Source organism: Mesorhizobium sp. 113-3-9 (assembly GCF_016756515.1).
GTDB lineage: Bacteria > Pseudomonadota > Alphaproteobacteria > Rhizobiales > Rhizobiaceae > Mesorhizobium.
On record NZ_AP023246.1, the window covers coordinates 2,462,118 to 2,485,742 of the forward strand.

22 protein-coding genes are annotated in these 23,625 nt (G+C 63.2%); 9 read left to right on the forward strand and 13 right to left on the reverse strand.

What is annotated here, in order from left to right; translation table 11 throughout:
• Position 1: 1 nt before the first annotated feature.
• Positions 2–997 (reverse strand): GlxA family transcriptional regulator, encoded by a 996-nt coding sequence (locus MesoLj_RS11880; protein ID WP_202326100.1) that lies wholly within the window; start codon positions 995–997, stop codon positions 2–4.
• A 126-nt stretch (positions 998–1,123) separates the two neighbouring features.
• Here MesoLj_RS11880 and MesoLj_RS11885 point away from each other — a divergent pair, with 126 nt between their 5' ends.
• Positions 1,124–1,768: a cysteine hydrolase family protein gene (locus MesoLj_RS11885; RefSeq protein ID WP_202326101.1), complete on the forward strand. Its 645-nt coding sequence runs from the start codon at positions 1,124–1,126 to the stop codon at positions 1,766–1,768.
• A 66-nt stretch (positions 1,769–1,834) separates the two neighbouring features.
• On the opposite strand, the gene MesoLj_RS11890 is transcribed toward MesoLj_RS11885, so the two are convergent.
• The 8 genes from MesoLj_RS11890 to MesoLj_RS11925 form a co-directional block, all read right to left on the reverse strand.
• Positions 1,835–3,514, reverse strand: a complete 1,680-nt coding sequence (locus MesoLj_RS11890) for a formate--tetrahydrofolate ligase (RefSeq protein WP_202326102.1) — start codon at positions 3,512–3,514, stop codon at positions 1,835–1,837.
• A gap of 393 nt (positions 3,515–3,907) precedes the next feature.
• Positions 3,908–5,032 (reverse strand): DUF2333 family protein, encoded by a 1,125-nt coding sequence (locus tag MesoLj_RS11895; RefSeq protein ID WP_140771502.1) that lies wholly within the window; start codon positions 5,030–5,032, stop codon positions 3,908–3,910.
• A 103-nt stretch (positions 5,033–5,135) separates the two neighbouring features.
• Positions 5,136–6,440 carry a DUF6638 family protein gene (locus tag MesoLj_RS11900; RefSeq protein WP_202326103.1) on the reverse strand — a complete coding sequence of 435 codons (1,305 nt, stop codon included), beginning with the start codon at positions 6,438–6,440 and terminating at the stop codon, positions 5,136–5,138.
• A 9-nt stretch (positions 6,441–6,449) separates the two neighbouring features.
• Complete coding sequence (locus MesoLj_RS11905; RefSeq protein WP_202326104.1) at positions 6,450–8,360, reverse strand: AAA family ATPase; 1,911 nt, start codon at positions 8,358–8,360, stop codon at positions 6,450–6,452.
• Positions 8,361–8,384: 24 nt separating this feature from the next.
• Complete coding sequence (locus tag MesoLj_RS11910; RefSeq protein ID WP_172348911.1) at positions 8,385–9,530, reverse strand: hypothetical protein; 1,146 nt, start codon at positions 9,528–9,530, stop codon at positions 8,385–8,387.
• 40 nt (positions 9,531–9,570) lie between these two features.
• Positions 9,571–10,659, reverse strand: coding sequence for a hypothetical protein (locus MesoLj_RS11915; RefSeq protein WP_202326105.1), 1,089 nt, complete (start codon positions 10,657–10,659; stop codon positions 9,571–9,573).
• Between the two features lie 310 nt (positions 10,660–10,969).
• Complete coding sequence (locus MesoLj_RS11920) at positions 10,970–11,359, reverse strand: c-type cytochrome (RefSeq protein WP_140771493.1); 390 nt, start codon at positions 11,357–11,359, stop codon at positions 10,970–10,972.
• A gap of 118 nt (positions 11,360–11,477) precedes the next feature.
• Positions 11,478–12,335, reverse strand: coding sequence for a LysR substrate-binding domain-containing protein (locus MesoLj_RS11925; RefSeq protein WP_202326106.1), 858 nt, complete (start codon positions 12,333–12,335; stop codon positions 11,478–11,480).
• 99 nt (positions 12,336–12,434) lie between these two features.
• Between MesoLj_RS11925 and MesoLj_RS11930 the strand changes: the two genes are divergently transcribed.
• A complete protein-coding gene (locus MesoLj_RS11930; protein ID WP_202326107.1) occupies positions 12,435–13,331 on the forward strand; it encodes a DMT family transporter in 897 nt (298 codons plus the stop codon).
• Positions 13,332–13,353: 22 nt separating this feature from the next.
• On the opposite strand, the gene MesoLj_RS11935 is transcribed toward MesoLj_RS11930, so the two are convergent.
• The gene (locus MesoLj_RS11935) at positions 13,354–13,965 is read right to left on the reverse strand and encodes a thymidine kinase (RefSeq protein WP_140771487.1); all 612 of its coding nucleotides are present in this window, start codon (positions 13,963–13,965) and stop codon (positions 13,354–13,356) included.
• Between the two features lie 277 nt (positions 13,966–14,242).
• Between MesoLj_RS11935 and MesoLj_RS11940 the strand changes: the two genes are divergently transcribed.
• From MesoLj_RS11940 to choV, 3 genes are all read left to right on the forward strand, one after another.
• On the forward strand, positions 14,243–15,178 hold the full coding sequence (locus tag MesoLj_RS11940) for a choline ABC transporter substrate-binding protein (RefSeq protein ID WP_140771485.1): 936 nt from the start codon (positions 14,243–14,245) through the stop codon (positions 15,176–15,178).
• Positions 15,179–15,315: 137 nt separating this feature from the next.
• Positions 15,316–16,170: a choline ABC transporter permease subunit gene (gene choW / locus MesoLj_RS11945; protein ID WP_140771483.1), complete on the forward strand. Its 855-nt coding sequence runs from the start codon at positions 15,316–15,318 to the stop codon at positions 16,168–16,170.
• Positions 16,167–17,348, forward strand: a complete 1,182-nt coding sequence (gene choV, locus MesoLj_RS11950) for a choline ABC transporter ATP-binding protein (RefSeq protein ID WP_140771481.1) — start codon at positions 16,167–16,169, stop codon at positions 17,346–17,348. The genes choW and choV overlap by 4 nt, the downstream gene beginning before the upstream one ends.
• 35 nt (positions 17,349–17,383) lie before the next feature.
• Here choV and MesoLj_RS11955 read toward each other — a convergent pair whose 3' ends face one another.
• Both MesoLj_RS11955 and MesoLj_RS11960 read right to left on the reverse strand, forming a co-directional pair.
• The gene (locus MesoLj_RS11955; protein ID WP_202326108.1) at positions 17,384–18,793 is read right to left on the reverse strand and encodes an ATP-binding protein; all 1,410 of its coding nucleotides are present in this window, start codon (positions 18,791–18,793) and stop codon (positions 17,384–17,386) included.
• Positions 18,790–19,506, reverse strand: coding sequence for a response regulator (locus MesoLj_RS11960; RefSeq protein ID WP_202326109.1), 717 nt, complete (start codon positions 19,504–19,506; stop codon positions 18,790–18,792). Before MesoLj_RS11960 ends, MesoLj_RS11955 begins: the two co-directional genes overlap by 4 nt.
• A gap of 270 nt (positions 19,507–19,776) precedes the next feature.
• Here MesoLj_RS11960 and MesoLj_RS11965 point away from each other — a divergent pair, with 270 nt between their 5' ends.
• The 4 genes from MesoLj_RS11965 to clpS all read left to right on the forward strand — a co-directional run bounded on the left by MesoLj_RS11965 (position 19,777) and on the right by clpS (position 21,289).
• The gene (locus tag MesoLj_RS11965; RefSeq protein WP_115142115.1) at positions 19,777–20,076 is read left to right on the forward strand and encodes a hypothetical protein; all 300 of its coding nucleotides are present in this window, start codon (positions 19,777–19,779) and stop codon (positions 20,074–20,076) included.
• A 37-nt stretch (positions 20,077–20,113) separates the two neighbouring features.
• The gene (locus tag MesoLj_RS11970) at positions 20,114–20,365 is read left to right on the forward strand and encodes a hypothetical protein (RefSeq protein WP_140771475.1); all 252 of its coding nucleotides are present in this window, start codon (positions 20,114–20,116) and stop codon (positions 20,363–20,365) included.
• Positions 20,366–20,528: 163 nt separating this feature from the next.
• Positions 20,529–20,843: a hypothetical protein gene (locus MesoLj_RS11975; RefSeq protein WP_202326110.1), complete on the forward strand. Its 315-nt coding sequence runs from the start codon at positions 20,529–20,531 to the stop codon at positions 20,841–20,843.
• A 140-nt stretch (positions 20,844–20,983) separates the two neighbouring features.
• Positions 20,984–21,289 carry an ATP-dependent Clp protease adapter ClpS gene (clpS, locus tag MesoLj_RS11980; protein ID WP_140772751.1) on the forward strand — a complete coding sequence of 102 codons (306 nt, stop codon included), beginning with the start codon at positions 20,984–20,986 and terminating at the stop codon, positions 21,287–21,289.
• Between the two features lie 257 nt (positions 21,290–21,546).
• Here the strand turns inward: clpS and MesoLj_RS11985 are convergent, their stop codons facing one another.
• Positions 21,547–23,625, reverse strand: coding sequence for a hypothetical protein (locus tag MesoLj_RS11985; RefSeq protein ID WP_202326111.1), 2,079 nt, complete (start codon positions 23,623–23,625; stop codon positions 21,547–21,549).

Here is a 23,625-nt window from a genome sequence, read left to right on the forward strand (position 1 = left end):
TTCAGGATGAAAGGACGTGCGCCATGCGCGTGTCCTGATCGGCCCGCCTGGAAAACTCCCGCCGGTATTGCGCCGGCGATGTCCTCAGCCTTGCAGCGAAATGCTGGCGCAGCGATGTGGCGCTGCCGAAGCCGGCCTCGAAGGCCACGATATCCATCGATTTCTCCGTGGCTTCCAGCAACCGTTGCGCCAGTTCGATGCGCTGGCTGGTCAGCCAATCGCCAAAACTGGTGCCGATCGATTTCTGGAAGCGGCGGGTGAAGGTGCGCCGGGTGAGGCCGGCCAATTCGGCGACGCTGTCGAGGCTGTGTGTTTCGCCGAGCGTCGTGCGCACCGCGTCAAGCGCCTGGGTGAAGCGGTCGGCATTCGCGCTTCTTGCCACGGGGCGTTCGATGAACTGTGCCTGCCCGCCCTGACGGTGCGGTGAGAGCACGACGTGCCGGGCGAGCCGCAGTGCCGCCTCGGCGCCATAGCGGGCGCGCACGATATGCAGGCAGCAGTCCAGCCCGGCCGCGACCCCGGCGGAGGTAACGATGTCGCCGTCATCGACATAGAGCACATCGGCATCGACTGAAATGTCGGGGTGCAGGGCCTGCAACTGGTCCGTATAGGCCCAATGCGTGGTCGCCTTGCGGCCCGACAGCAGGCCGGACGCGGCGATGGCAAAGGTGCCGAGGCACAGGCCGACGATTAGCGCCCCGCGCCGGTGCGCGCGGCCGAGTGCTTCGTTGATTGGCCTGGCCAGCGGGGCTTCGAGATCCTTCCAGCTCGGAATGATGACGATGTCGGCGTCATCGAGCGCGGAGAGCCCATGCGGGACAAGGATGCTCAGCCCGGCATCCGTCTCGATCATGCCTGCCTCGGCCCCGCAGACGCGGAAGTCGAAGCGCGGCAGGCCGAGCCTCGTGCGGTCCGCGCCGAACACCAGGCAAGGCACGGAGAGGTGGAACGGGCTGATGCCGTCGAAGGCAAGCACTGCAATGATCGGGGCGGTCATGAGCGTTTCCAGTGTCGGAAGCTGGATTGTCCCAATTCTTTCGAATGATGTCAATCGGGCCACTTTTGGTTGCTTGTCGACCGGTCTATTTTCGGCCCATCGCATTCAAGCCGGAAGGAAAACACCATGTCTGACAGAGCCAACACCACACCGCGCCGCGCACTCGTCGTCGTGGACGTCCAGAACGACTACGATGGCGGCAACCTGGCCATCCAGCATCCGCCGTTCCGCGACAGCGTCGTCAATGTGGCGCGCGCCATGGACGCCGCGGCCGCCGCCGGCATCAAGGTGGTTGTTATCAAGCAGATGGCGCCCGAGACGTCACCGATCTTCGCCAAGGGCAGCCATGGCGGCGAACTGCATCCGGAGATCGCCAGGCGCGGCCGCGACCATTATGTCGAGAAGATGCTGCCCTCGGCCTTCACCGGTACGGACCTCGAGGACTGGCTGCGCGCCAATGCCATCGATACGATCACGGTGGTTGGCTATATGACGCATAATTGCGACCTGTCGACCATCATCCACGCCGTGCATATGGGGTTTGCCGTCGAGTTCCTGTCCGACGCGACCGGCTCGGTTCCCTATGCCAACAGCGCCGGCTATGCCTCGGCCGAGGAGATCCACCGCGTGGTCACAATCATCCTGCAGTCGCGCTTCGCCGCGGTGCTGAAGACCGCTGAATGGGCCGAGTGCCTGAAGACCGGTGCCCTCCCGGAACGCGATACGATCTACGCCTCCAATCAGCGGGCGCTGGCGCGCAACGCCGCGTAGGAATATCCGCAAACACAAAGGGCGCCGCATCTCTGCGGCGCCCTTTGTGTTTGGAATTGAAGGATTTTAGAACAGGCCTTCGATCTGGCCGGCCTCGTTGAGGAATATCTTTTCCGAGGACGGCGCCTTGGGCAGGCCGGGCATGGTCATGACCTCGCCGCAGATGATGACGACGAAGCCCGCACCCGCCGAAAGCCTGACCTCGCGGACCGGCACGGTGTGGCCGGTCGGCGCGCCGCGCAGGTTCGGGTCGGTCGAGAACGAGTACTGGGTCTTGGCCATGCAGACCGGCAGATTGCCGTAGCCGGCCTGCTCCCAGGCGTGCAACTGGTCGCGCACCGACTTGTCGGCGATCGCCTCCGAGCCGCGATAGATGCGCTGGACGATGGTGTTGATTTTCTCGAACAGCGGCATGGCGTCGGGATAGAGCGGCGCGAACTGCGAGGCGCCGGATTCGGCCAGCGCCACCACCTTGTTGGCGAGGTCCTCGATGCCGGCCGAGCCGTGGGCCCAATGCTTGCACAGGATGGCTTCCTCGCCCATCGAGGCGACATAGTCCTTCATCGCCTGGATTTCGGCGTCGGTGTCGGAATAGAAGTGGTTGATGGCAACCACCGCCGGCACGCCGAACTGCCTGATATTCTCGATGTGGCGGCCAAGATTGGCGCAGCCCTTCTTCACCGCCTCGATGTTTTCCTTGCCGAGGTCTTCCTTCTTGACGCCGCCATTCATCTTCATGGCGCGCACGGTGGCGACGATGACGGCCGCCGCCGGCTTGAGGCCCGCCTTGCGGCACTTGATGTCGAAGAATTTCTCAGCGCCAAGGTCGGCGCCGAAACCGGCTTCGGTGACGACATAGTCGGCGAGCTTCAGCGCCGTCGTGGTGGCGACGACCGAGTTGCAGCCATGGGCGATGTTGGCGAACGGGCCGCCATGGACGAACGCCGGGTTGTTCTCCAGCGTCTGCACCAGATTGGGCTGCATGGCGTCCTTGAGAAGCACGGCCATGGCGCCGTCGGCCTTGAGGTCGCGGGCATAGACCGGCGACTTGTCGCGGCGATAGGCGACGATGATGTCGCCGAGACGCTTTTCCAGATCATTCAGGTCGGTGGCGAGACACAGGATCGCCATGACTTCGGAAGCGACGGTGATGTCGAAGCCGGCCTCGCGCGGGAAACCGTTGGCAACGCCGCCGAGCGAGCAGATGATTTCGCGCAGCGCCCGGTCGTTCATGTCCATGACGCGGCGCCACACCACGCGGCGGGTGTCGATGCCGAGCTCATTGCCCCAGTAGATGTGGTTGTCGATCAGCGCCGAAAGCAGATTGTGCGCCGTTGTGATGGCATGGAAGTCGCCGGTGAAATGGAGGTTCATGTCCTCCATCGGCACCACCTGTGCGTAGCCGCCGCCGGCGGCACCGCCCTTGACGCCGAAATTCGGGCCAAGCGAGGCCTCGCGAATGCAGACGATCGCCTTCTTGCCGATGCGGTTGAGGCCGTCGCCGAGGCCGACCGTGGTGGTGGTCTTGCCTTCGCCGGCCGGGGTCGGGTTGATGGCGGTGACCAGGATCAGCTTGCCGTCCTTGTTGCCCTTCACCGACTTTATGAACTCGGCCGATATCTTGGCCTTGTCGTGGCCATAGGGCAGCAGGTGCTCGGTCGGGATGCCGATCTTCTGGCCGATCTCCTGGATCTGCTTTTTCTTGGCGGCGCGCGCGATCTCGATGTCGGACTTCACTTCGGCCATGACGGCTTTCCTCTGGATTGGACGGTGGAGGGGACGGGGTTGATCTCTATCGCACGCAGGTTGGAACCGGGAGCGCGGGCATGTTCTAACCCTGTCGCTGCCGTGGCGTCAACTTTCATGCAACTATGTTTCCTATAGAGAAAATTCCTCTGCGGTCGGCCGACCTGCTCTCGGTTCTTTCTGGCTCCGCTTGCCGCGCCGTATAGAAGCCAGAGCAGGGGCGCTTCCGCCGTCTCAAAACAGCCGCACAATGCACGGAATGCGACAGAAGCGACGGCGCAAATTCGCCATCGCCAGACTAAAGCGCTTCGCGCTTCAGCCTTTTGTCTTGCGCATGTCGTTCTCCCGAAACCGGGACCACTTTTGGGCGACATGCATTGCGGCTGGCGAAGGCTACTGCGTCAGCACGTTGCTGATTTCGACCATGTTGGAGCGCACGCGCAGGATGTAGAAGCCCATCGTCGTCAGGTGCGTCGGCAGCAGCCAGCCATCCTCGCGGCCATTGGCGATGATGAAGGGCTGGATGCGCAGGGCCGAGACGAATTGCGCGTCCATCGTGTCCCACAGGCTCTGCAGGTGCTTTTCCTTGAGGACGTCCTCGAAATCGGCCTGGGCGCCCTTCATCAGCCCGTAATAGGCATAGAGCTGGCCGTAGGCGAACCAGTAGCGGTCGTCGGCGCGGGTGTCGAACCAGCCATTGTTGTGGTTCTCGGCGCGCTCCTTCAGGATGGCGGAAGTCGAGCCGATATCCGATGCGATGCGGTCGATATACTGCTTCAGATTGTCGGCGCGGGCATCGAAAGTGGCCTGGCAGGTGGCCAGCCGTGCGTTGAACGAGCGCAGCTTGCGCACGGCGTCACGATAATAGCTCGGCGTCGGCGTCTTCGGACCGAACGGGCTCACGCCGAAATACCAGGTGTATTCGTCGAACTGCAGATTGCCGCGCGCGTCCTGCAGGTCGGCATCGATCTGCGAGGTCGTGCGCACGCGGCCGAGATTGTCGGCAAGCTCGGTCGCCGTGCGTCGCACCGCCTGATTGATGCCACGCTGGAACGAGGCCTTGTTGTCCATCCACGGCGTGTTGTCCCAGTCGATGCCGAACAGGCCAAGCTTGTAGAGGATCATCGACGAGATCCAGGCATTCTGGTTGACGTTGAAGTCGGTCAGGTCCGCGGCCACCTGGGCAATGCCCGAATTTCCGCAAGTCTTGGCCGTGTCGGTGCCGGTGCCCGCGGTCACCTGCTCACCGGCGGAAACGTTGCGCTTCTCGAAAGTGTAGGTGTCCGGATAGTTGGGGTTGAAATTGTTCCACCACTGGGTGGCGTAGAAGAAGTTGGCGTAGAGGCCGATCAAGACCAGCAGGGCCAGGCCGACCACCGCCTTGAGGATCCAGCCGCGTTGCGTATACCAGCGTCCGGCCCACATGAAAGGCCACAGGATGACGCCGATCAAAAGGCCGATGCCGCGGCCGATCCATTGGAAAATCCGGGTGAAGAAATTGACGATCGGATCGAGCATGGCTGTGTCACCCCCCAGCATGATGCCAAAAAGTTGCAGACTTTTTGGATAACATCATGCGCCAAAACAATAAGTCAGAACGAAATGACGGGTTCATTTCGTTCTAGTCAGTCAGGCCGTAGAGGCGTGTGCGAAACGCCACCTTGTCCTTCAAATATGTGGTTTTCAGAACGTCCACAACATGCGATCGCCAGGCGTCGCTGAAGCCGTCATAGTCCTTGTAGAAGCCCTGCTTGTTGAAAATGTAGCGCGAGACGAAGTCGGTCGGCACGAAATCCGAGATCAGCCGGTTGGTCAGCCAGGCGTCGGGATGATCCGGCTTGGCGCGGATCACCAGGAAGCGCTGCTGCGGGAACACATCCTCGATCTTGAGATGGCCAAGCTGGGCGATTTCCCGCTTGGCGGCGTTGAGGAAGGGAAAGTTGCCGTCCCTGGTGATCAGGTCGGCGTGGCTCTGGATCCAGGTCTGCAGCCAGACCTTGTCGACATCGGTCAAATTGCGGTTCGGCTCGGCGTCGCGAATCAGCGCACGCACCACCATCTCTGCCCGATGCTCGAGATAGCCCGACGCCTCGATCCAGGAGGCGCGCGGCAGTTCGATGCGGCCGGTGCTGGCCAGGAACTTGAACACCTTGTCGGCGTCGTTGATCGAGAGATAGCTCACCTGCCACGGCCGCGAGCGGCGGAAGCCGGGGGCGGCAGGATCGCTGATCACCGTCGTCATGTCGGGATCGACGAACACGTAGAGCCCGCCGAAATGGCTGGTCCAGTAGGCATTGTGGCGGAAGATCACCTGGTCGGGCACCAGCGCGTTCTCGCGGATATCGCCGCAGATCTTCGCCAGGTCCACCATGCGCGTCAGCATGGCATTGTCGCGCCAGGCGTCCGGCTCCTGCTTCAGCCGGTCGACCAGCTTGCCGAGTTCGGCGGCCTTGCCCAGCACATCCTCCGCCGACAGCACCTTGAACTCGACCTGGTTGATCGACAGCAAGTCCTCGATGTCGTTGACCTTGGGAACGGAGTCCTCGATCTCGCCGTAGATGACGTCCTTGATGGTCAGCGCGTCGATGGCGCGCTGGTTCTTGGACATGAACTCGAACATCAGCTGCGAGGTGTTGGAGAAGGCGGTGTGCACCACCGGCAGTTCGATCTGCGACGGCGTCAGGATGATGAAGCGGCGATTGACCTCGTTGGGGTCGAGATAATCGTAGTCGCCGCATTCCTCGGCCACTTCGGGCGAGAAGCCGGTGCGGTCGATCTGGAAACTCTTGAGCTTGGTCGGCTTGAGGCCGAAGGCGGCAAGCGCCTTGTTGTAGCGCTGGATGAGATGCGGCTCGTCGACGGTGAGCAGCCGGCCGTAGATCAGCTCGTTGTCGCGAAGGAGGTCGGGTTTTTTGGCGGGGGTCATTGCGTACCTTTAGGCATTCCAACTGCCCTTCTTCTTCATCTCCTCCATCTCGCGTGCCGCCCTCTCGCGCAGGCGGGCGTCGCGCAGCAGCTTCTCCACGGCTGCGTCGTCGGACTTGTCGGAATAGCGGAACTCCGAGTCGGCGTAGCGGTTGATCTCCTGCATGACCATGTCCATCGAGAACGGACCGCGCAGTTCCTCGATCATCGCCTTCTTCTCGTCGTAGCCCTTGTGCATGAAGGCTTCAGGCTTTTCGAACCAGTCGTCGGGTAGCTCGATGTCCATGGCGCGCATCTTGATGGCGTCGGTGACGTTCTTGATGGCGCGGCCGGTGAAACGGGGCTCGGCATCCTTGATCAGGTGCAGGTAGGTGCCGATGTCTGCCATCGTCTTGGGCGCGCCATTTTCCTTCATATAGCGCTCATAGACCTTCATCAGCCCGTCTTCCTGCGGCTTCTCGTGCTCTTCATAAGCCTCGGTAACGGCGCGCTGGATTTCCTGCGCGGCGTAGAGTTCGTGGTCGCCGAGCGGTATCTTGTGGTTCTTGCCGGCGAGCAGCACGAAGATGTCGATATAGTCGTCGCGGGTCTGGGGTCCGTCGACCAGCCAGCGGGCGCCGGCGCGCTGGCGCAGCGCATCATCGACGTTTTCGGGATAGTTGGAGAACATGCCGAACGAGCAGTTGCCGCGCACAACTGTAGCCGCGCCGGCGAAGGCGTCCATCAGGACGCCGGTGATCTCCTGCTGGCCGGCCGAGGCGCGGTCGTCGGAGCGGCGTGCCGCCACCTGGTCGATGTCGTCGATGGTGCCGAAGCCGATGACGCGCGGGTTCAAGACATTGTTGATGAACTGCCGGCAGTTCTGGCCTGACTTGCCCTGGTAGGACGAAATCTGGTCGACGCCGAAATTCTCATAGGCGAAGGGATAGCCGGCGACCTGGCAGTAGCCGTTGACGAGGCCGGCGATCATCTGGATCAGCGTCGTCTTGCCGGTGCCGGGCGCGCCGTCGCCGATGAAGGTGAACAGGAAGCCGCCGAGCTCGACGAACGGGTTCAGCTCGCGCTCGAAATCATAGGCCATCAGCATCTTGGCGAGCTTGACCGACTGGTATTTGGCGATGTGGTTGCCGACGACCTCTTCCGGTTTCTTGAAGGTCATCACCAGCGGCTTGGAGCGCTTGCCGGGCGCGACGTCGAAGCCGTCGAGGGTGAAGTCGTCGGCGTCGATGCGGATATGGGCGTTCTCGAACGGGCCGATGCCGTCGAAGCGGCCTTTGCGCGCCAGCAACCCATCGATGGCGACGCGGGCGAAGGCGCGTGTCCGCGTCACCAGGTCGGCATCGTCCTTCGAGCCCGCTATCGCCTTGTCGAGGCCGGCCAGGATCGACTTCACCGCATCCTGCGGCGTGTCGAAGAGAAAATCCGGCTCGGGGATGTCGTTGGGCGCCTCGCCGTCGCTATCGATAAGCTGGAACAGATAGGAGGCGAGGCTGAAGGCCGAGATGTAGGCCGAGGCCGAAAGGAGTTTCTTGAAGGCCGACGCCTCGTCGCCCTCGAGCGGGGCGCGGGTGTTTTTCGCCTGCAGGCTTTCGAGGTCCGAGCCTTCGGCGAAAACATCCGATACGGCGAGCGCGATCGCCGTGCCGCGCCGGGCGCGAAACAGAAGCGTGTGCTGCGGGATGGTGAGCAACTGGTCGTCGGGATGGACGGCGCCGACGGTCTTCGACAGCTCGACCTCGCGCGTGCGGCGCACCGAGCCGACCGAGACGGTGGAGACGAAGCGCCGATTGGTGCCGGCCAATGCCGTGCCGGATTCGCGCGAGGGATCCTCCAGCACGACGATGCGGGTGATGAAGCTCTGCGCGGTGGCGCGGTGCTTCTCGATCGCCGCTTCCGGGATGGTGGTCAGGCCGGTGTCCATGAAGGATGCTCCGTGGTGTTACGGTCAGACGTCTGAGATGACCTGTCCGTTGGACAGGATGTGGACCTTGTAGCCGCCGAAGATCTTCTGTGCCTCGCCGGCGGCGTAGAGCGCCTGGTAGGCCTCGTGCGGGATCAGCGCGTGGTTCTCGTAACTCGACACGCCCTGGCGCGCGGCTTCCAGGTCGTCGGTGTTGATGAAGAATTCCTGCGTCGTCTTCTCGCTGGAAAACAGCCCTTTGCGGCCGGGCTTCTCACCCTTGGAATAGACCTCCTGGATGGTCCAGGTCAGCAGCCAGGCGTTTTCCGGCTTGCGCACCTTGGCCAGCACTTCCGTCACCGTCGAATTGTTGTCGGTAATCCCCGCGGAATAGAAGGGGCCGAGCACGACACGGCGCAACTGCTTGGGGTGCAGGGGCTCGAAATCCTTGTCGAGATTGACCGCGATCGTCGCCGGCGACAGCGTGTAGGCGGAATTCTTCTCGGTGAAATCGTCGAAACGGTGCGCAAGCTCGGGATTGAGCAGGCCGTCGACCGGCAACGGGATGTCGACCTTTTCGTTGAGCTTGCCGTCCCGGTCGACGAGCTGGCGGATCATGCTTTCAGAAGAATCCTCCACCGTCACCATGTAGACCAGCGGCAGGTTGGCGCTGCCGTCGAAGGTGGCCCAATGGACGAGATAATAGGGCCGTGCCGTCTTCGGATTGACCGAGACCTTGGCGGTCTGCGCCAGCGTGAAGGGACCAAAGGTCTGCTCGCTCTTGACGTCTTCGAGGTAAAGCCGCTCGGCCATCGACTTCTGCAACGCTTCGGGGAATTCCTTGTGGCGCAGGATGAAGTCGGCCATTTCCTCGCGCAGCTCGCCGGCCAGCGGGATGTTGGCAAGGCGTGCATCAGCCTGTCGGCGGTCGTTCTCCAGTTCGAGCAGGTTCTGGAACACCGGGAAACCGCTTTCGGCGCGCGAAATGCGGAACGTGTCCATGAAGCCCAGCCGGTTGCGCCAGCAGGAGAAGGATTTGTCGAGCCGGGCGATATATTCGGCGACAATCTTGGCGACGATGCCGTGCCGGTAGAGCGGCGAGCGGTCGTCGCGCATGAACACTTCAAGGCCGCTGAGCGCGGCCGTGATTGCCGAGAAATACCGCGCCGCCGCGTCGTTTTCGGGGGTCATGCTGTCAGCCCTGGGATTGTCGCACCGATGCGCGCGGCAATTATGACTGCACGTAGTTGGCCGAATTGTGCTTCTTCAGCACTTCATCGAAGCGGCGGGCAAAGGCGTCGTCGGCCAGCTTCTTGCGGCGCTGGATATCGGCGCTGGCGACCATGTTCTTCTCATGCATCTCGAGCAGGTCGCCAATGTGTTTCTGCGAGGCGGCACCGATGCCGGCCATGGTTTCTTCCGCCGTGTTGTCGACCTGGCTGCCCAGCGTGTTGATCTTGTGGGCGACATCCTGCTGGGCCGCCGTCTTCAGCGAATCTTCCAGCGCCTTGTAGAGCACGATGCGCTGTTCGGTATCGATGGTCAGCTTGTTGATCAGCGTCGACTGCGCGGCGATCTGGTTGTTGAGCGAATCGACGAAGGTCTGGAACATCGAGGTGTAGCGCTCCAGCGTCTGGCTCTCCGCCAGCAGTTCCTGCTCCTTGGCCTGCTTCTCGTTGTATTCGGTGGCGAGCACCGAGCGCTCGCCCTCGAGCTGCGTGCGGTCCTTCTGATTGGTCGAGACGGAGATCTTGTTTTCGATGTCGAGCAGCATCGGGTTGAGCTCCTCGATGCGCTTCTGCACGGCTTCGAGGTTGGACATGGTGGTCTTGCGGCGCTCGATGACCTGCGACAGGCTGGCCTCGGAGGTTTTGTAGCGCTGGTCGAGGACCTCTTTCTGCGCCTTCAGGATACCGACGATGGTGTCGGACTTGGCCAGCAATTCCTGCAGATTGCCGGCCAGCGACATGTTGCGGACGCGGTCGGTGCGCAGGCGCTGCTTGCGCTGCGCGGAAAAGATGCCGACGAAATTTTCCCAACCGGAATAGTTCTTCATGCTCTCGAACTCGGCGCCGAAGACGTTGGTGGCATCCTCGAGGCCGATGATCAGGTCGGCGATGTTGCCTTCCATCACCTTCTGCTGCTTCAGCACGTCCTCGATGCGGGCGTTCTCGATGTCGAAATTGGCATCGCCGATCTTCTTGTCGGCGGTGGCGAGTGTGTCGAGCACGGTGCCGGACTGCTCGATCTTGGCTCGCATATCCTGGACGACCTGCTTGGTCTTGGCAATTTCGGCGTCGAAATTCTGCAATGTCGCCATAGGGGCCTCCCGCTTCGGCTTCCGGTCGCTGGTTGCGAACAGCGGCGAATATATGTGGGGCTTCCGGGGATTGAAAGACGTCAAGACAAGGGTCGCATGAAAACAAAAGAATCCGCCAAGGCCTTGAAAGACAATGCAGGTGGGGTCATGGAGTGATTAGCCGGTCCGTCGGGACTGGTTCAACTGTCATTGAACTTTCATGCGGGCAAAACAGTCAGCCCCCGCCGGCGCGGAAATGCTGAATTCGACAGGGAATTTAACCGGTTGCAGGCAAACAGATTGACGCGGCCGCAGCCGCACCGGCGCGCATTCAGGGCTTGGGATCGGCCTTCAGATAGGCAATGACATTGGCGATGTCGTCGTCGTTGGTCAGGCCGCCAAAGGCCATCTTGTTGCCGGGAACCTTGAGCTTGGGAGCCTTGAGATATTCGGCAAGATTTGCCTCGTCCCAGACGAGACCGGCAGCGCCCGCGCTCTTCATCGCTTCGGAATAATGGCCAAGGAAGCTCTCGGCTGTACCGGCGGTGCGGCCGACCACACCCATGAGATGCGGGCCGACCTTGTCGCGGTCGCTGGCCGCTTCATGGCAGGCGATGCACCGGTTGAAGACGTGCTTGCCCTGCGCGGGGTCGCCGCCGGCATGGGCGGCGATGGAGCTGGCAAGCAGAAGAAGACTGGCTGTGGAAACGGCTCGAAGCATGGCTGACCCCGAAGAGCTTGGCTGACGGCCTTATAGGACCGAGGCCTTAACAAACGCTGCATCGTGGCGGGTTGGCAAGGCGGACCTCCGGCCGATCTCCCACAACCGGATGATGACCTCAGGCCTGCTGCGCCAGATCGCGGCGCAGGAAATCGTGCAGCCGATCGACCGCTGGCGTCGTCGACAGCGGGTTGCGCAGGATGCCGATTTCGAGATCCGGCAGTACTGGAAGCCCTTCATTGCCGCCGATGATGCGCAGCGACGGCGGCACGCTGCGCTGCGCCAAACCGGCGACCGCCAGGCCGGCCTGCACGACCGCGACCAGGCCCAGCAGCGAGGCGCTGGAATAGGTGCAACGATAGGCGCGATCGGCGTCGCCAAGCGCCTGCAGGACACTCATCCTGGCGGCGCAGCCCGGCTCGAACAAAGCGACGGGCAAGGGATCGGTCTGCCAGGCGACGTGGTTGGGCGAGGCGACCCAGACGAAGCGTTCCAGCCGGATCACGTCAAGCGGCTGCTCCGGCAGCCGGGTGACAATCGCCAGATCGAGCCGCCCTTCCGCCAGGGTTTTCACCAGTGCGGTCGACTGTTCGCAGATCAGTTCCACCGTCACCAGCGGGTGATCCTCGGCGAAGCGTGACAGGACGGGTGGCAGCAGGAACGCGGCATAGTCGTCCGGCACGCCAAGGCGCACGCTGCCTGTCTCCTTTGGCCGGGTGACGCTCGCCCATGCCTCATCCGACAATTTCAGCAGCCGGCGCGCATAGATCACGAAATCCTCGCCGATCGCGTTGGGCGTGACGGTTCGCGGACCGCGCACCAGAAGCTGGTTGCCGACCATCTCCTCCAGCCGCTGCATCTGCATGCTGACGGCTGACTGGCTGCGGCCAACACGCGGTGCCGCATTGGACAAGCTGCCGCTCTCGACGACGGCGACAAAGGTTTTCAACAGGTTGAGGTCAAGCGGAGCGGCCATGGTGCTATCAGCATATCGAATAGGTTGCTCCAAATCTATTCGCTTGTTTGAAAGCTGTATTGCTGGCCAGATGGGGCTCGCGCGCTTGAGGAAACGTCGATGAAGGACCTGTCAGCTTCCCGTTTTCCGGCCGCGAGTCTCGCCTTTGCGATGACGATCGCCGGCACGGTCGGCGCCTTCGTCACTGAATCGGGATTGCATCCCGTCACCGTCGTCTTCTGGCGATGCGTGTTCGGCGCCGCGTTCCTCGGCGCTTGGTGCCTTCTGCGTGGCTATCTGCCGGACCGCACCCTGTCCTTGTCCCGCCTCGCGCTGGCAGCGCTTGCCGGGGCCTGCATGGTGCTGAGCTGGACGGCCTTCTTCGCCGGCTTCGCCATGACGTCGATCGCCACGACGACGATCGTCTATCACGTCCAACCCTTCTTCGTGGTCATCATCGGGGTGGTCTTCCTGAAGGAGCGTATCTCGCTCGACCAGATGCTGTGGATGCTCGGCGCGTTCCTTGGCGTCGTGCTGGCCAGCGGGCTGGTGGTTTCCCATGCGCAAGCCAGCACGGCATGGGCGCTGGGCATCGCACTGACGCTGGTCGCCGCGCTGCTCTATGCGGTGGCGACGATCCTGGCCAAGGGTCTGGGCCAGCAGCGCGCAGAGGTCACCGTGCTTTGCCAGACGATCGTCGGAATTGTCATGCTAGCGCCCTTCGCCGGGATCGGCCAGCATGTTCCCGCGCATTCATGGGGCTGGCTGGTCAGCATTGGCGTGCTGCACACCGGTATTGCCTATGTGCTGATGAATTCGGCGTTTCCGCGCCTGACGACGCCGGTGATAGGCATCATCACCTTCATCTATCCGGTCGTTGCCATCATCATCGACTGGGCGATCTACGGGCATCCGCTTGGGCCGGCACAGGCCGCCGGCATGGTACTGATCGCAGTGGCGACGCTCGGTGTCCGGTTGGGCTGGCGGTTTCCGCGACGGCGTGTCTCGGCGGCCTGACGCGGATCACAGGGAAGCGTGTTCAGGGTTCCATGAAGCCGATGAAATCGTCGGGCGCGGCGCGTCCCATTTCTTCCTCCCAATGGCGGCGGCAGAGCGAGACATAGACGTCCTTGCCGATCGCCACCTGGTCGCCCTGGCGCGCAACCTTGCCGTCGGCGCCGAGACGCACGACCATCGTCGCCTTGCGGCCGCAGCGGCAGATGGTGCGCACCTCGCGCAGGTCGTCGGCGATCGCCAGCAGCGCACGCGAGCCAGAGAACAGCTTGCCCTGGAAATCGGTGCGCAGGCCGTAGCACATCACCGGAATGTTCAGCCGGTCGGCTATGCGGGCCAATTGCCAGACCTGCTCTTCCTCGAGGAACTGCGCCTCGTCGACGAAGACGCAATGCACCGTCGTGTGGTCGTGATGCTCGGCGACGCGGGCGAACAGGTCGTCGCCATCGCGAAACATCTCGGCTTCCGTCTCCAGCCCGATGCGCGACGAGATCAGGCCACTGTCGCCCTTGCGGTAGTGGCCGGCGACGAACAGCATCGTGGTCATGCCGCGCTCGCGATAATTGTACGATGCCTGCAGCAACATCGTCGTCTTGCCCGCATTCATCGTTGCGTAGTTGAAGTAGAGTTTGGCCATGCCGCTCTTTTAAGCCGAGTTGCCTCGGTGCGGGGAGGGGCCGCCGCGGCATTCCCCTGAAAAAGCCGGCTCGCTTTCGAAAAAGATGCCAAGCCTCTTAAAAAAACACTTGGCACGATAAAAGCGTCAACCGTGTCGCTGATTGGCCAGTCCGCGCCGTTGATCGTGATTGCCTTGGCGCTTGAATCCAAAACAGAATGGTGTTTGGCTGACGAAACAAGGCGGGCAGAGAAACCGTAACTACGCTTCGCCAAAGAATCACAATGGGAGACTGTCTATGTCGCGTATGAATTCCTTCGTCGCCGGCCTCGGGCTGGCGGCTCTGTTGTCCACGAGCGCGGCCTTCGCCGGTGACGCCGAAAGCTGCAAGACCGTGCGTCTTTCCGATGTCGGCTGGACCGACATCCAGGCCACCACCGGGGTTGCCTCGGTGCTGCTCACCGCGCTCGGTTACGAGCCGAAGGTGATCCAGCTGTCGGTGCCGGTGACCATGGCTTCACTCAAGAACAAGGACCTCGACGTCTTCCTCGGCAACTGGATGCCGTCGATGACCAACGACATCAAGGACTACACCGCCGATGGTTCGGTCGAGACCATCAGCACGAACCTGACCGGTGCCGGCTACGGCATCGTCGTGCCGACCTATGTCGCGGACGCCGGCGTCAAGTCGCTGACCGACCTTGGCAAGTTCAAGGACAAGTTCAACGGCAAGATTTACGGCATCGAGGCCGGCAATGACGGCAACCGCATCATCCTCGACATGATCAAGAACCCGAAGGACAACCTCGACGGCTTCGAACTGGTCGAATCCTCGGAGGCCGGCATGCTGACCCAGGCCGAGCAGTCGATGAAGAACAATGAGTGGATCGCCTTCCTCGGCTGGACGCCGCATCCGGTGATGGGCGCCATGAAGATCACCTATCTCGACGGCATGGGCGACAGCGGCTTCGGCGCCGCCACCGTGTTCACCAATGTGCGCAAGGGCTACACCACCGAATGCCCGAATGCCGGCAAGTTCATCGCCAACCTCAAGTTCAATCTGGACATGGAAGGCCAGATGATGGACGCGATCCTCAAGGGCGGCGACGCCCAGACGGTCGCCACCGACTGGCTGAAGAAGAATCCCGACGCGATTGCGCCCTGGATCGCCGGCGTGACCACCTTCGACGGCGGTGATGCGGCAGCGGCGATCAAGACCGCCCTCGGAAGCTGAGCCGACTTTGCATCCGGCATGACCGGATGAAGATGGGCAGCCGTTTAACAAAGGGCTGCCCTTTTTCACATCCTGTGACAAGATGACGTTGCGACAGCACGGGGCCGAAAGCAGAGCTCCGGTGGAAGAGGGGTGAGATGGATCCGATTTCCAAATTCATGGTCGATCACAAGATCCCGATCGGGGCCTGGGGAAAGTCCTTTTTCGGTTTCCTGACCGACAATTTCGACACCATCTTCAGAGCCTTTTCCAACGGCCTGAATTTCATCCTCGACGGGCTGGTCGACCTCCTGCTGATGGTGCCGCCGGTGCTGCTGGCGCTGGTCATCGCCGTCATCGCCTGGCTGCTGCAGCGCTCGCGGCCGCTCGCCATCGGCGTCTTCCTTGGCCTGATCTTCATCATCAACCAGAACCTGTGGAAGCAGACGGTGCAGACGCTGGTGCTGGTCGTCGCCGCCGCCGCCATGGCCATGGCCATCGGCGTGCCGCTCGGCATCTGGGCGGCGCACAAGCCAAAGGTCTACCGCGTCATGCTGCCGGTGCTCGATCTGATGCAGACGCTGCCGACCTTCGTCTACCTGATCCCGGTGTTGACCCTGTTCGGTCTCGGTAACGCGCCCGGCCTCATCGTCACCATCATCTTCGTCATCCCGACCGCGGTCCGGCTCACGCATCTGGGCGTCGTCTCGGTGCCGAAGTCGATCATCGAGGCCGGCGAGGCGTTCGGCGCGACCAAAAGGCAGCTTCTGTGGAAGGTGGAACTGCCCTCGGCGCTGCCCACCATCATGGCGGGATTGACGCAGTCGATCATGCTGTCGCTGTCGATGGTGGTGTTCGCGGCCCTGATCGGCGCCGGCGGCCTGGGCACCGAAATCAACCGCGCGCTCGGCTCGCGTCGCATCGACCTCGGGCTTGAAGCGGGCCTGGCGATCGTCGTGCTCGCCATCGTGCTCGACCGAATGACCCGCATTGGCGTTGGAGGCAAGAAATGACCGTCGCCGTCGATTTCAAGAACGTCGATATCGTCTTCGGCGCCGACCAGGCCGGTTCGCTGGCGATGATCGACAAGGGCGCCACGCGCGCCGAAATCCTCGAAAAGACCGGCAATGTGCTGGGCTGCGCCGACGCCAGCCTGACGGTGCATGAGGGCGAAATCTCGGTGCTGATGGGCCTGTCGGGCTCCGGCAAGTCGACGCTGCTCAGGGCCGTCAACCGGCTCAACGTGGTGTCGCGCGGCCAGGTTCTAGTCAAGGACGGCGACAAGATTGTCGACGTGGTCACCTGCGACGAGCCGACCTTGCGGCGCCTACGCCAGAAGCAGGTGGCGATGGTCTTCCAGCAGTTCGGCCTGCTGCCATGGCGCACGGTCGAGGAAAATGTCGGGCTTGGCCTCGAACTTGCCGGCGTGCCGGAAGCCGAGCGCAAGGAACGCGTGCACAAGCAGCTCAAGCTGGTCAATCTCGACCAGTGGTCGAAGAAATACGCGCATGAACTGTCGGGCGGCATGCAGCAGCGCGTCGGTCTCGCCCGCGCCTTCGCCACCGAGGCGCCGATCCTGCTGATGGACGAGCCGTTCTCGGCGCTCGACCCGCTGATCCGCACCAAGCTGCAGGACGAATTGCTGCAGCTGCAGGCCGAGTTGAAGAAGACCATCATCTTCGTCAGCCATGACCTCGAGGAGGCGCTGAAGATCGGCAGCCACATCACCATCATGGAGGGCGGGCGTATCGTCCAGACAGGCGCGCCGGAGGACATCGTGCTGCGGCCCGCCAACGACTATGTCCGCGACTTCATCGCCAATGTGAACCCGCTCTCGGTGCTTACCGCCTGGAACGTGATGCGCGACCGCCGCGACCTCGAAGAAGGCAAGGACGGCTGGGTGTGGCTCGACCGGCGCAAGACGACGCGCTTCAAGATCGACGAGCACGGGCTGGTGGCGGCGGCCGAGCGCGACGGCAAGCCGGCGGTGTGGGTATCTTGCGCCGATGTCGAGACCCAGTCGGAGGAAGCGGCGCAAGTCTTCTGGGCCACCCCCGGCACGTCGCTGAAAACCGTGATGCTGGCCATGCACCGCTCGCAGACCGCACCGGTAGCGCTGTTCGACGACCAATCGCGCTTCGTCGGCGCCATTGGTATCAGGGATGTGCTGAGCGCGGTGCTGCGTCGGTAGGCGCCTCGCAATCTCCTGTTTGACGCAATCCCGCGTCAGGCCGCCAGCGGCAGGCGCAGCTCCGTCAGCAATCCGCCGTCCGGATGATTGGACAGGCGGATCTCGCCGCCGGCGGCGCGCGCGATGTTGCGGGCGATGGTGAGGCCCAGCCCGAGGCCGCCGGTCTGGCGGTTGCGGGACTGTTCGAGGCGCACGAAGGAGCCGAACACGGCATCGATCTGGGCCTGCGGTATCCCCGGTCCTTCGTCGCGGATGGTCAGCGTGATCGTGCCGTCCGAGCGGTGCAGGCTGAGATGCGCCTTCTTGCCGTAGGTGACGGCATTCTGCACCAGATTGGTGACGCAGCGCCTGAGCGCCACAGGGCGCGCGATACAGATCAGGCCGCGCGAACGGGTGTCGTCATTGTCGAACGAGACCTCCGGATAGGGGTCGGCGATCGATTCCACGAGCGACCAGAAGTCGATGCGCTCGGGCTTTTCCTCGTTCACCTCGAAGGTGGCGAAGTCGATCACCGAACTGGCGATGCTCTCGACATCGGCAAGATCGTGCGCCAGCGCCTCGCGAACCGCCGATTTGCGCAGCAATTCCAGCCGCAGCCGCATGCGCGTCATCGGCGTGCGCAGGTCGTGCGCCAGTGCGGCGGCAAGATGCTCGCGGTCCTCGACATATTCGCGCAGCCTGGCCTGCATGGCGTTGATTGCTCTCGCGGCAGCCTGAACCTCGCGGCTCCCGCTTTCGGCGATCGGCGGGCTCTTCAGGTCCTTGCCGATCCTGTTCACGGCGGTTTCCATCATCCGGTAGGGCGCCGTCAGCCGGCGCAGCGACCAGATCGACATGATCACCACCAGCCCGGCGATCAGCGCATAGAGCGGCAGGCTGTCGAAGCTCAGGATCGGGCCAATCGGCGTGATCGGCTCGGTGAAGTTCAGCCACTGGCCGTCGGCGAAGCGCAAGGAGGCCGTCAGCTTGTCGCTCTGGGCGAAATCGGCGGCGAGCACCAGAAGGTCGCGCTCCACCTGGCCGATATCGGGGCCGGATGCGGTGCCGCTGGCGTCGTCGGCCTCGCGCGTCGCCGGGTCCCGCCGCACGCGCGCGTCGGTGACGCCGAACTTCGACAGCCGGCCAACGAGGATGTCCTCCAGTTCGGCCAGTTCGTCGTCGCCGGCGATCGAGGAGGTGACGGCGGGCGTGTCCGAGACGGTAAGGGCGTAAGTCGAGTTGAACAGGCCTGCCGCGGTCGCCTTGCGCTCCTCGGGCGTGGCGCCGCTCATCAGCTGCACAAGCGAGAAGGCGCGGTCGTTGAGGCGGTAGAGGTCGACCACGTCGTTGGCGGCGGCGCGGTCGCGCGACACGATATAGAGGGTCGCAACCTGACTGATCAGAAGGCCGGCAATGACAATAAGCAGCACCCAGGCAGGCAAGGTCCGCGGCAGGAGACGTCTCATTCGGAGGTCGTCTCGGGCAGGAACTGGTAGCCGCCGCTGCGCACCGTCAGGATCAGCTTGGGCGTTTTGGGGTCATCTTCCATCTTGCGCCGCAGCCGGCTGACGAGGATGTCGATGCTGCGGTCGAAGGAATAGTCGCTGTCGCCACCGGACAGCTCGATGAGCTGGTCGCGGGTCAGCACGCGCTGGGCGCTCTTGACGAAGGTCTGCAGCAGGTTGAATTCGGCCATGGTCAGCTCGACCCTGACATCGTCGGGCGCGGTCAGCCGTCGCCGCGAACAGTCCATCGTCCAGCCGGCGAAACGATAGATCTGCTTGGTCGCGGCGCGTTTCGGCTCGGCGGCGCCATTACGCCGCAGCACGGCACGGATCCGGGCCAGGAGTTCGCGCGGATCGAAGGGCTTGGGCACATAGTCGTCGGCGCCCATCTCCAGGCCGACCACGCGGTCGGTGGTCTCGGTGACGGCGGTCAGCATGATGATCGGCGTCGTGTACTGGGCGCGCAGGTCGCGACACAATTCCAGCCCGCTCTTGCCGGGCAGCATCACGTCGAGCACGATGAGGTCCACCTGCGAGCGGCGCAGGATGGTCTCCATCTCGGTGCCGTCGGCGGCAACCGAAGTGTGCAGGCCCCGCTTCTGGAAGAACTCCTGAAGCAGGTCGCGGATGCCCTTGTCGTCGTCGACGATCAGTATGTGTGCGTCGGATTTCACGAGGTACCCTGTCCCGGTTGCCGGCCAAGCCATTCCTGGCAGGTGAGCCACACGATAGAATTCGGGCCATATGTTGGCCAGTGCCTTGGATTTCAAGGGAGAACGAATTCCGCCTTCTCCACATGGAAAGCGGTGGGGTCCCGGCAGACACAATCCAGAAACAAAATTCTACAATCGGGAAAAACTCCTGAAAAGGTAAGGCGGCATAACGGTGCCGTGGCGGTCAGGTTATCGGCTGCGACGCTAATCTCCGGGTTTACGGAAAAACCGATGCCAAGGTTGTCGATCAGTTTGTTGGGTGCGTTGCTGGGTCTTGGCCTGGTCACTGCCGCTGTTGGACAATCGGACGCAAAGGCGCCGCTCACCCGGAGCGAACGGTGCGCCAATCTCAGCCACCAATTTGATGAAGCCCTCGAAACCCACGCCACGGCAACGCAGGTCACCGCGGCAAAGGCACTTCAGAGAAAGGGCAACCGGTACTGCGCCGCCAAGAAACAGGCACAGGGCATCCGGATGCTCGCCAATGCTTTGAAGCTGCTTGGAGTGGCACCGAACGACCCGGTCCAGTGACACTCAGAATCGACCCGCATAAAAAGGAAATGAAGCCATGAAAAAGTCCATCCTGTCCGCCACCGGTCTCGCCGTTGCCCTGGCTTTCGCGATGCCCGCTCTCGGCAACGCCGCTGCCACCACGACCGCTGCTCCGGCTGCCTCGACCACGACGACCACCACCGCTCCGGCTGCTGACGCCACCGCCAAGCCCCCGGTGAAGAAGGTCGTCAAGAAGGTCAAGCACAAGAAGGCTCCTGCCAAGAAGACCGTGAAGAAGGCCAAGGACAAGGCTGCTCCGAAGGCCTGATCCGGGTCCGACGACACTTTCCTATCAAGGCCGCTCCAGCCGCACTGGCTGGGGCGGCCTTCTGCCAGGTACCCGATCGAGCGGCTGAGCACCGGCGGCCCACGGCCAGCAATCTCGATCTGACTTAACCCGTTTTCAACGCCGGCCGTGTAGGACAATCCGCATGAAGAAGCGGCTTTCGTCCATTTTGCGTTCAATGGTGATTGGCGGCCTGGTTGCCACCGGTGTCGCCAGGGCGCTGATTCTGCTCACCGCGAGCCCCGTGCCCGATCCTGCCAGTGGCCGCACCGAGCCCTCGCTGTTCGCGCCGATAATCTCCAGCAACTGGGACTACATCACACCTGTCCAGGCGTGGCTGCTGATCGTGCTTCTTACCGTGACGCTGGTCTGCGTCGCCGGATGGCCGATCGCGGCCTGGATGGAACGCCGGGCGGACGCCGGCGCAAACCGCCGCGTCTTCGGCCGCCAGGGCCGTTGAACCGCGGCCGACAATCTCCCACATGATTGTGAATGACCGGGCCCGCCCGCCGGCGGTCCCGCACGCCAATCAAAATGGACGATCGCTGCCGCCCGTGGCAAAATACGCGGCGAAGCCAGATCGCGAGACTGTCGGTTCCGATGCCAGAGATCACCACAAAACCGCGCGTCCAGGTCAAGCCGCAAACCGAACGGCCAAAGCTCTACAAGGTCATCCTCATCAATGACGATTTCACACCGCGCGAATTCGTGGTGACGGTGCTGAAGGGCGAATTCAAGCTCAGCGAAGACCAGGCGCACCGAATCATGATCACCGCGCACCGGCGCGGTGTCTGCGTGGTCGCGGTGTTTACCAAGGATGTCGCCGAGACCAAGGCGACGCGGGCCACCGATGCAGGCAAGGCCAAGGGCTATCCCCTGATGTTCACGACGGAGCCGGAAGAGTGAGGAGGAGGGGTTCTTCCCTTCTCCCCTTGTGGGGTGAGAAGCGGTCCGCGCAGCGGACGAAAAGCCAATTGCTTGGCTTTTCGAGTTTCGAACGCCCTGAGCCTGCGAAGGGCCAGGTGGTGGCCGATCCACCTGCCGGGTCCCCGCTGCTTCGCAGCGTCCCGGCGTTCGCCGGCCTTTCATCGTGCCACTGGCACGATGAATTCGCTTCGCGAACCGGCTGCTCACCCCACAAGGGGAGAAGGAAAAAGGCGCCGCTACCGTCCCTCGCGGTACCACATCGAGCCCATCGCCAGGAGCAGCAGGCCGAGGCCGAGGAAGCCGCCGAACAGGGGCACGCGCGAGACGGCCTTCAGGACGCTATCGTCGGTGGTGCGCAGGCCGATCCAGTCGCTGCCGGAGGCATCGCCGGCCGAGCGCACCGGCACGATGGAAGGTAGGGTCACGCCGTCGCCGGGGGCCGTGGACGAGGCCAGCCGGCGCACGCTGCCGCCAGTGGCTTCAGCCGGCGCCTTCAGCCGGTCCTCGGTGGAGATGACGTCAGCGAATTCCGGGGCGTTGACCGGTCCGACATGGGCAAGCGCGGTGAGATCGCCATTGGCGACCTGGAACAGGCCAATCTCATTGGTCTGGACGCTGCCAAGGAAGACACCGGGCTCGGATTTGTCGAGCTTGACGGTCACGGTCTTGCCGGAGGGCGTGATGATCTGCGCGGGGCCGGGATCGTCGGCCATCGTCTGGCGGCGGATCTCCAGCACCATGCCGCGTCCCTCGGCGGTCAGCCGCTCTTCCTCGAGCTCGGGTTCCTTCATCAGCCAGTGGGCGATGCGCCGGTAGAGCTGGACATGCGGGCCGCCGCCCTCGAAGCCGCGCGCCCACAGCCAGCCCTGGTCGGACAACAGCATGCCGACGCGGCCTTCGCCCTTGCGGTCGAGCAGGAGCAGGGGCCGGTTGTCGGCGCCCTTCATCACCACTTCGCCTTGCGGATTCTGTACGCCGATGGTGCGGAACCAGCGGCTCCAATGCGGCGGCTCGGTGGCCGAACCGTCGAGGCCGCGCGTCACCGGATGACGCTGGCCAAGGTCGGTCAGGCGCGGATAGAACGCTTTTTCGACCACCTCGCCGGTCGGCATGGCGGGCAGGGCCGACATCAGCGGGGTGCGCGCGATCGAAGCCTCGCCGGCATATTCGGGGCCGGCGGCGATCAACAGGGCGCCGCCCTTTTCGACATATTCGGAGATGTAGTCGTAATAGAGGATCGGCAGCACGTCGCGGTGTTGGTAGCGGTCGAAGATGATGAGGTCGAAATCCTTGATCTTCTCGACAAACAGCTCGCGGGTCGGGAAGGCGATCAGCGACAATTCGTTGATCGGCGTGCCGTCCTGCTTCTCCGGCGGCCGCAGAATGGTGAAGTGGACGAGATCGACCGAGGCGTCGGATTTCAACAGGTTGCGCCAGGTGCGCTCGCCGGCATGCGGCTCGCCGGAAACCAGCAGCACGCGCAAATTCTCGCGGATGCCGTCGACCAGCGCGATGGCGCGGTTGTTGGTGTCGGTGAGTTCGCCCGGTTCGCGGTCGATGGCGAGTTCGATGATGTTGCGGCCGGCGCCCGGAATGGTCACCTGGAGCGGCATGGTCTGGCCGACAGTGGCATGCTCGACGGCGACCTGCTCGCCATTGACGGAAACGCGCACATCGACCGGGCCGGCCTCGTTTTCCGTCGAGATGACGCGGTAGGTCATGTCGAGCGGCTTGCCGACAAGGCCGAAGCGCGGTGCGTTCTCGAAGCGGATGCGGCGGTCCTTTTCGTGGTCGTTGCCGGTGATCAGCGCGTGCAGCGGGGCGTTGAAATCGGGCGTGCCTGACGGCGCGTCATGCACCTCGCCATCGGTGATCATGATGGCGCCGCCGATGCGCGAGGGCGGCACGTCGCGGAAGGCGCCTTCCAGCGCGCCGAACAGCCGGGTTTCGGTGCGCTCCTCGGCGGCATCGGACTTGCCGGCCTCGACGACGCGGACGTCGAACTGCTTGAAGCGGCCAAGACGCTGCTGCAGCCCGGCCAGCGCCTCATCGGTCTGCCTGGTGCGGTCGCCGATGTCCTGGCTCTGGCTGCGGTCGACGATCAGCGCAACGACGCTCTTCAGCGGCTCGCGCTCCTCATTGAGGAACACCGGGTTGAACAAAGCGGCAGCAAGCGCCAGCAGGGCGACGAAGCGCAGGACGCCGCCGCGCTGGCGAAACCACAGGCCGACGAGCGCAAGCAGTGCCAGAGGCACCAGCACCAAGGCGAGCAGCAGCCAGGAGATCAGCGGTTCGAGGGAGATGGACCAGTTCAT

Coding starts and splice junctions, on each gene's coding strand:
- MesoLj_RS11890 (WP_202326102.1), bottom strand. CDS start 3,514: ATGGCCGAAGTGAAGTCCGACATCGAGATCGCGCGCGCCGCCAAGAAA.
- clpS (WP_140772751.1), top strand. CDS start 20,984: ATGCCAGAGATCACCACAAAACCGCGCGTCCAGGTCAAGCCGCAAACC.
- MesoLj_RS11930 (WP_202326107.1), top strand. CDS start 12,435: ATGAAGGACCTGTCAGCTTCCCGTTTTCCGGCCGCGAGTCTCGCCTTT.
- MesoLj_RS11895 (WP_140771502.1), bottom strand. CDS start 5,032: ATGCTCGATCCGATCGTCAATTTCTTCACCCGGATTTTCCAATGGATC.
- MesoLj_RS11975 (WP_202326110.1), top strand. CDS start 20,529: ATGAAGAAGCGGCTTTCGTCCATTTTGCGTTCAATGGTGATTGGCGGC.
- MesoLj_RS11905 (WP_202326104.1), bottom strand. CDS start 8,360: ATGGACACCGGCCTGACCACCATCCCGGAAGCGGCGATCGAGAAGCAC.
- choW (WP_140771483.1), top strand. CDS start 15,316: ATGGATCCGATTTCCAAATTCATGGTCGATCACAAGATCCCGATCGGG.
- MesoLj_RS11885 (WP_202326101.1), top strand. CDS start 1,124: ATGTCTGACAGAGCCAACACCACACCGCGCCGCGCACTCGTCGTCGTG.
- MesoLj_RS11880 (WP_202326100.1), bottom strand. CDS start 997: ATGACCGCCCCGATCATTGCAGTGCTTGCCTTCGACGGCATCAGCCCG.
- MesoLj_RS11940 (WP_140771485.1), top strand. CDS start 14,243: ATGTCGCGTATGAATTCCTTCGTCGCCGGCCTCGGGCTGGCGGCTCTG.
- MesoLj_RS11925 (WP_202326106.1), bottom strand. CDS start 12,335: ATGGCCGCTCCGCTTGACCTCAACCTGTTGAAAACCTTTGTCGCCGTC.
- choV (WP_140771481.1), top strand. CDS start 16,167: ATGACCGTCGCCGTCGATTTCAAGAACGTCGATATCGTCTTCGGCGCC.
- MesoLj_RS11920 (WP_140771493.1), bottom strand. CDS start 11,359: ATGCTTCGAGCCGTTTCCACAGCCAGTCTTCTTCTGCTTGCCAGCTCC.
- MesoLj_RS11910 (WP_172348911.1), bottom strand. CDS start 9,530: ATGACCCCCGAAAACGACGCGGCGGCGCGGTATTTCTCGGCAATCACG.
- MesoLj_RS11915 (WP_202326105.1), bottom strand. CDS start 10,659: ATGGCGACATTGCAGAATTTCGACGCCGAAATTGCCAAGACCAAGCAG.
- MesoLj_RS11985 (WP_202326111.1), bottom strand. CDS start 23,625: ATGAACTGGTCCATCTCCCTCGAACCGCTGATCTCCTGGCTGCTGCTC.
- MesoLj_RS11965 (WP_115142115.1), top strand. CDS start 19,777: ATGCCAAGGTTGTCGATCAGTTTGTTGGGTGCGTTGCTGGGTCTTGGC.
- MesoLj_RS11900 (WP_202326103.1), bottom strand. CDS start 6,440: ATGACCCCCGCCAAAAAACCCGACCTCCTTCGCGACAACGAGCTGATC.
- MesoLj_RS11955 (WP_202326108.1), bottom strand. CDS start 18,793: ATGAGACGTCTCCTGCCGCGGACCTTGCCTGCCTGGGTGCTGCTTATT.
- MesoLj_RS11935 (WP_140771487.1), bottom strand. CDS start 13,965: ATGGCCAAACTCTACTTCAACTACGCAACGATGAATGCGGGCAAGACG.
- MesoLj_RS11970 (WP_140771475.1), top strand. CDS start 20,114: ATGAAAAAGTCCATCCTGTCCGCCACCGGTCTCGCCGTTGCCCTGGCT.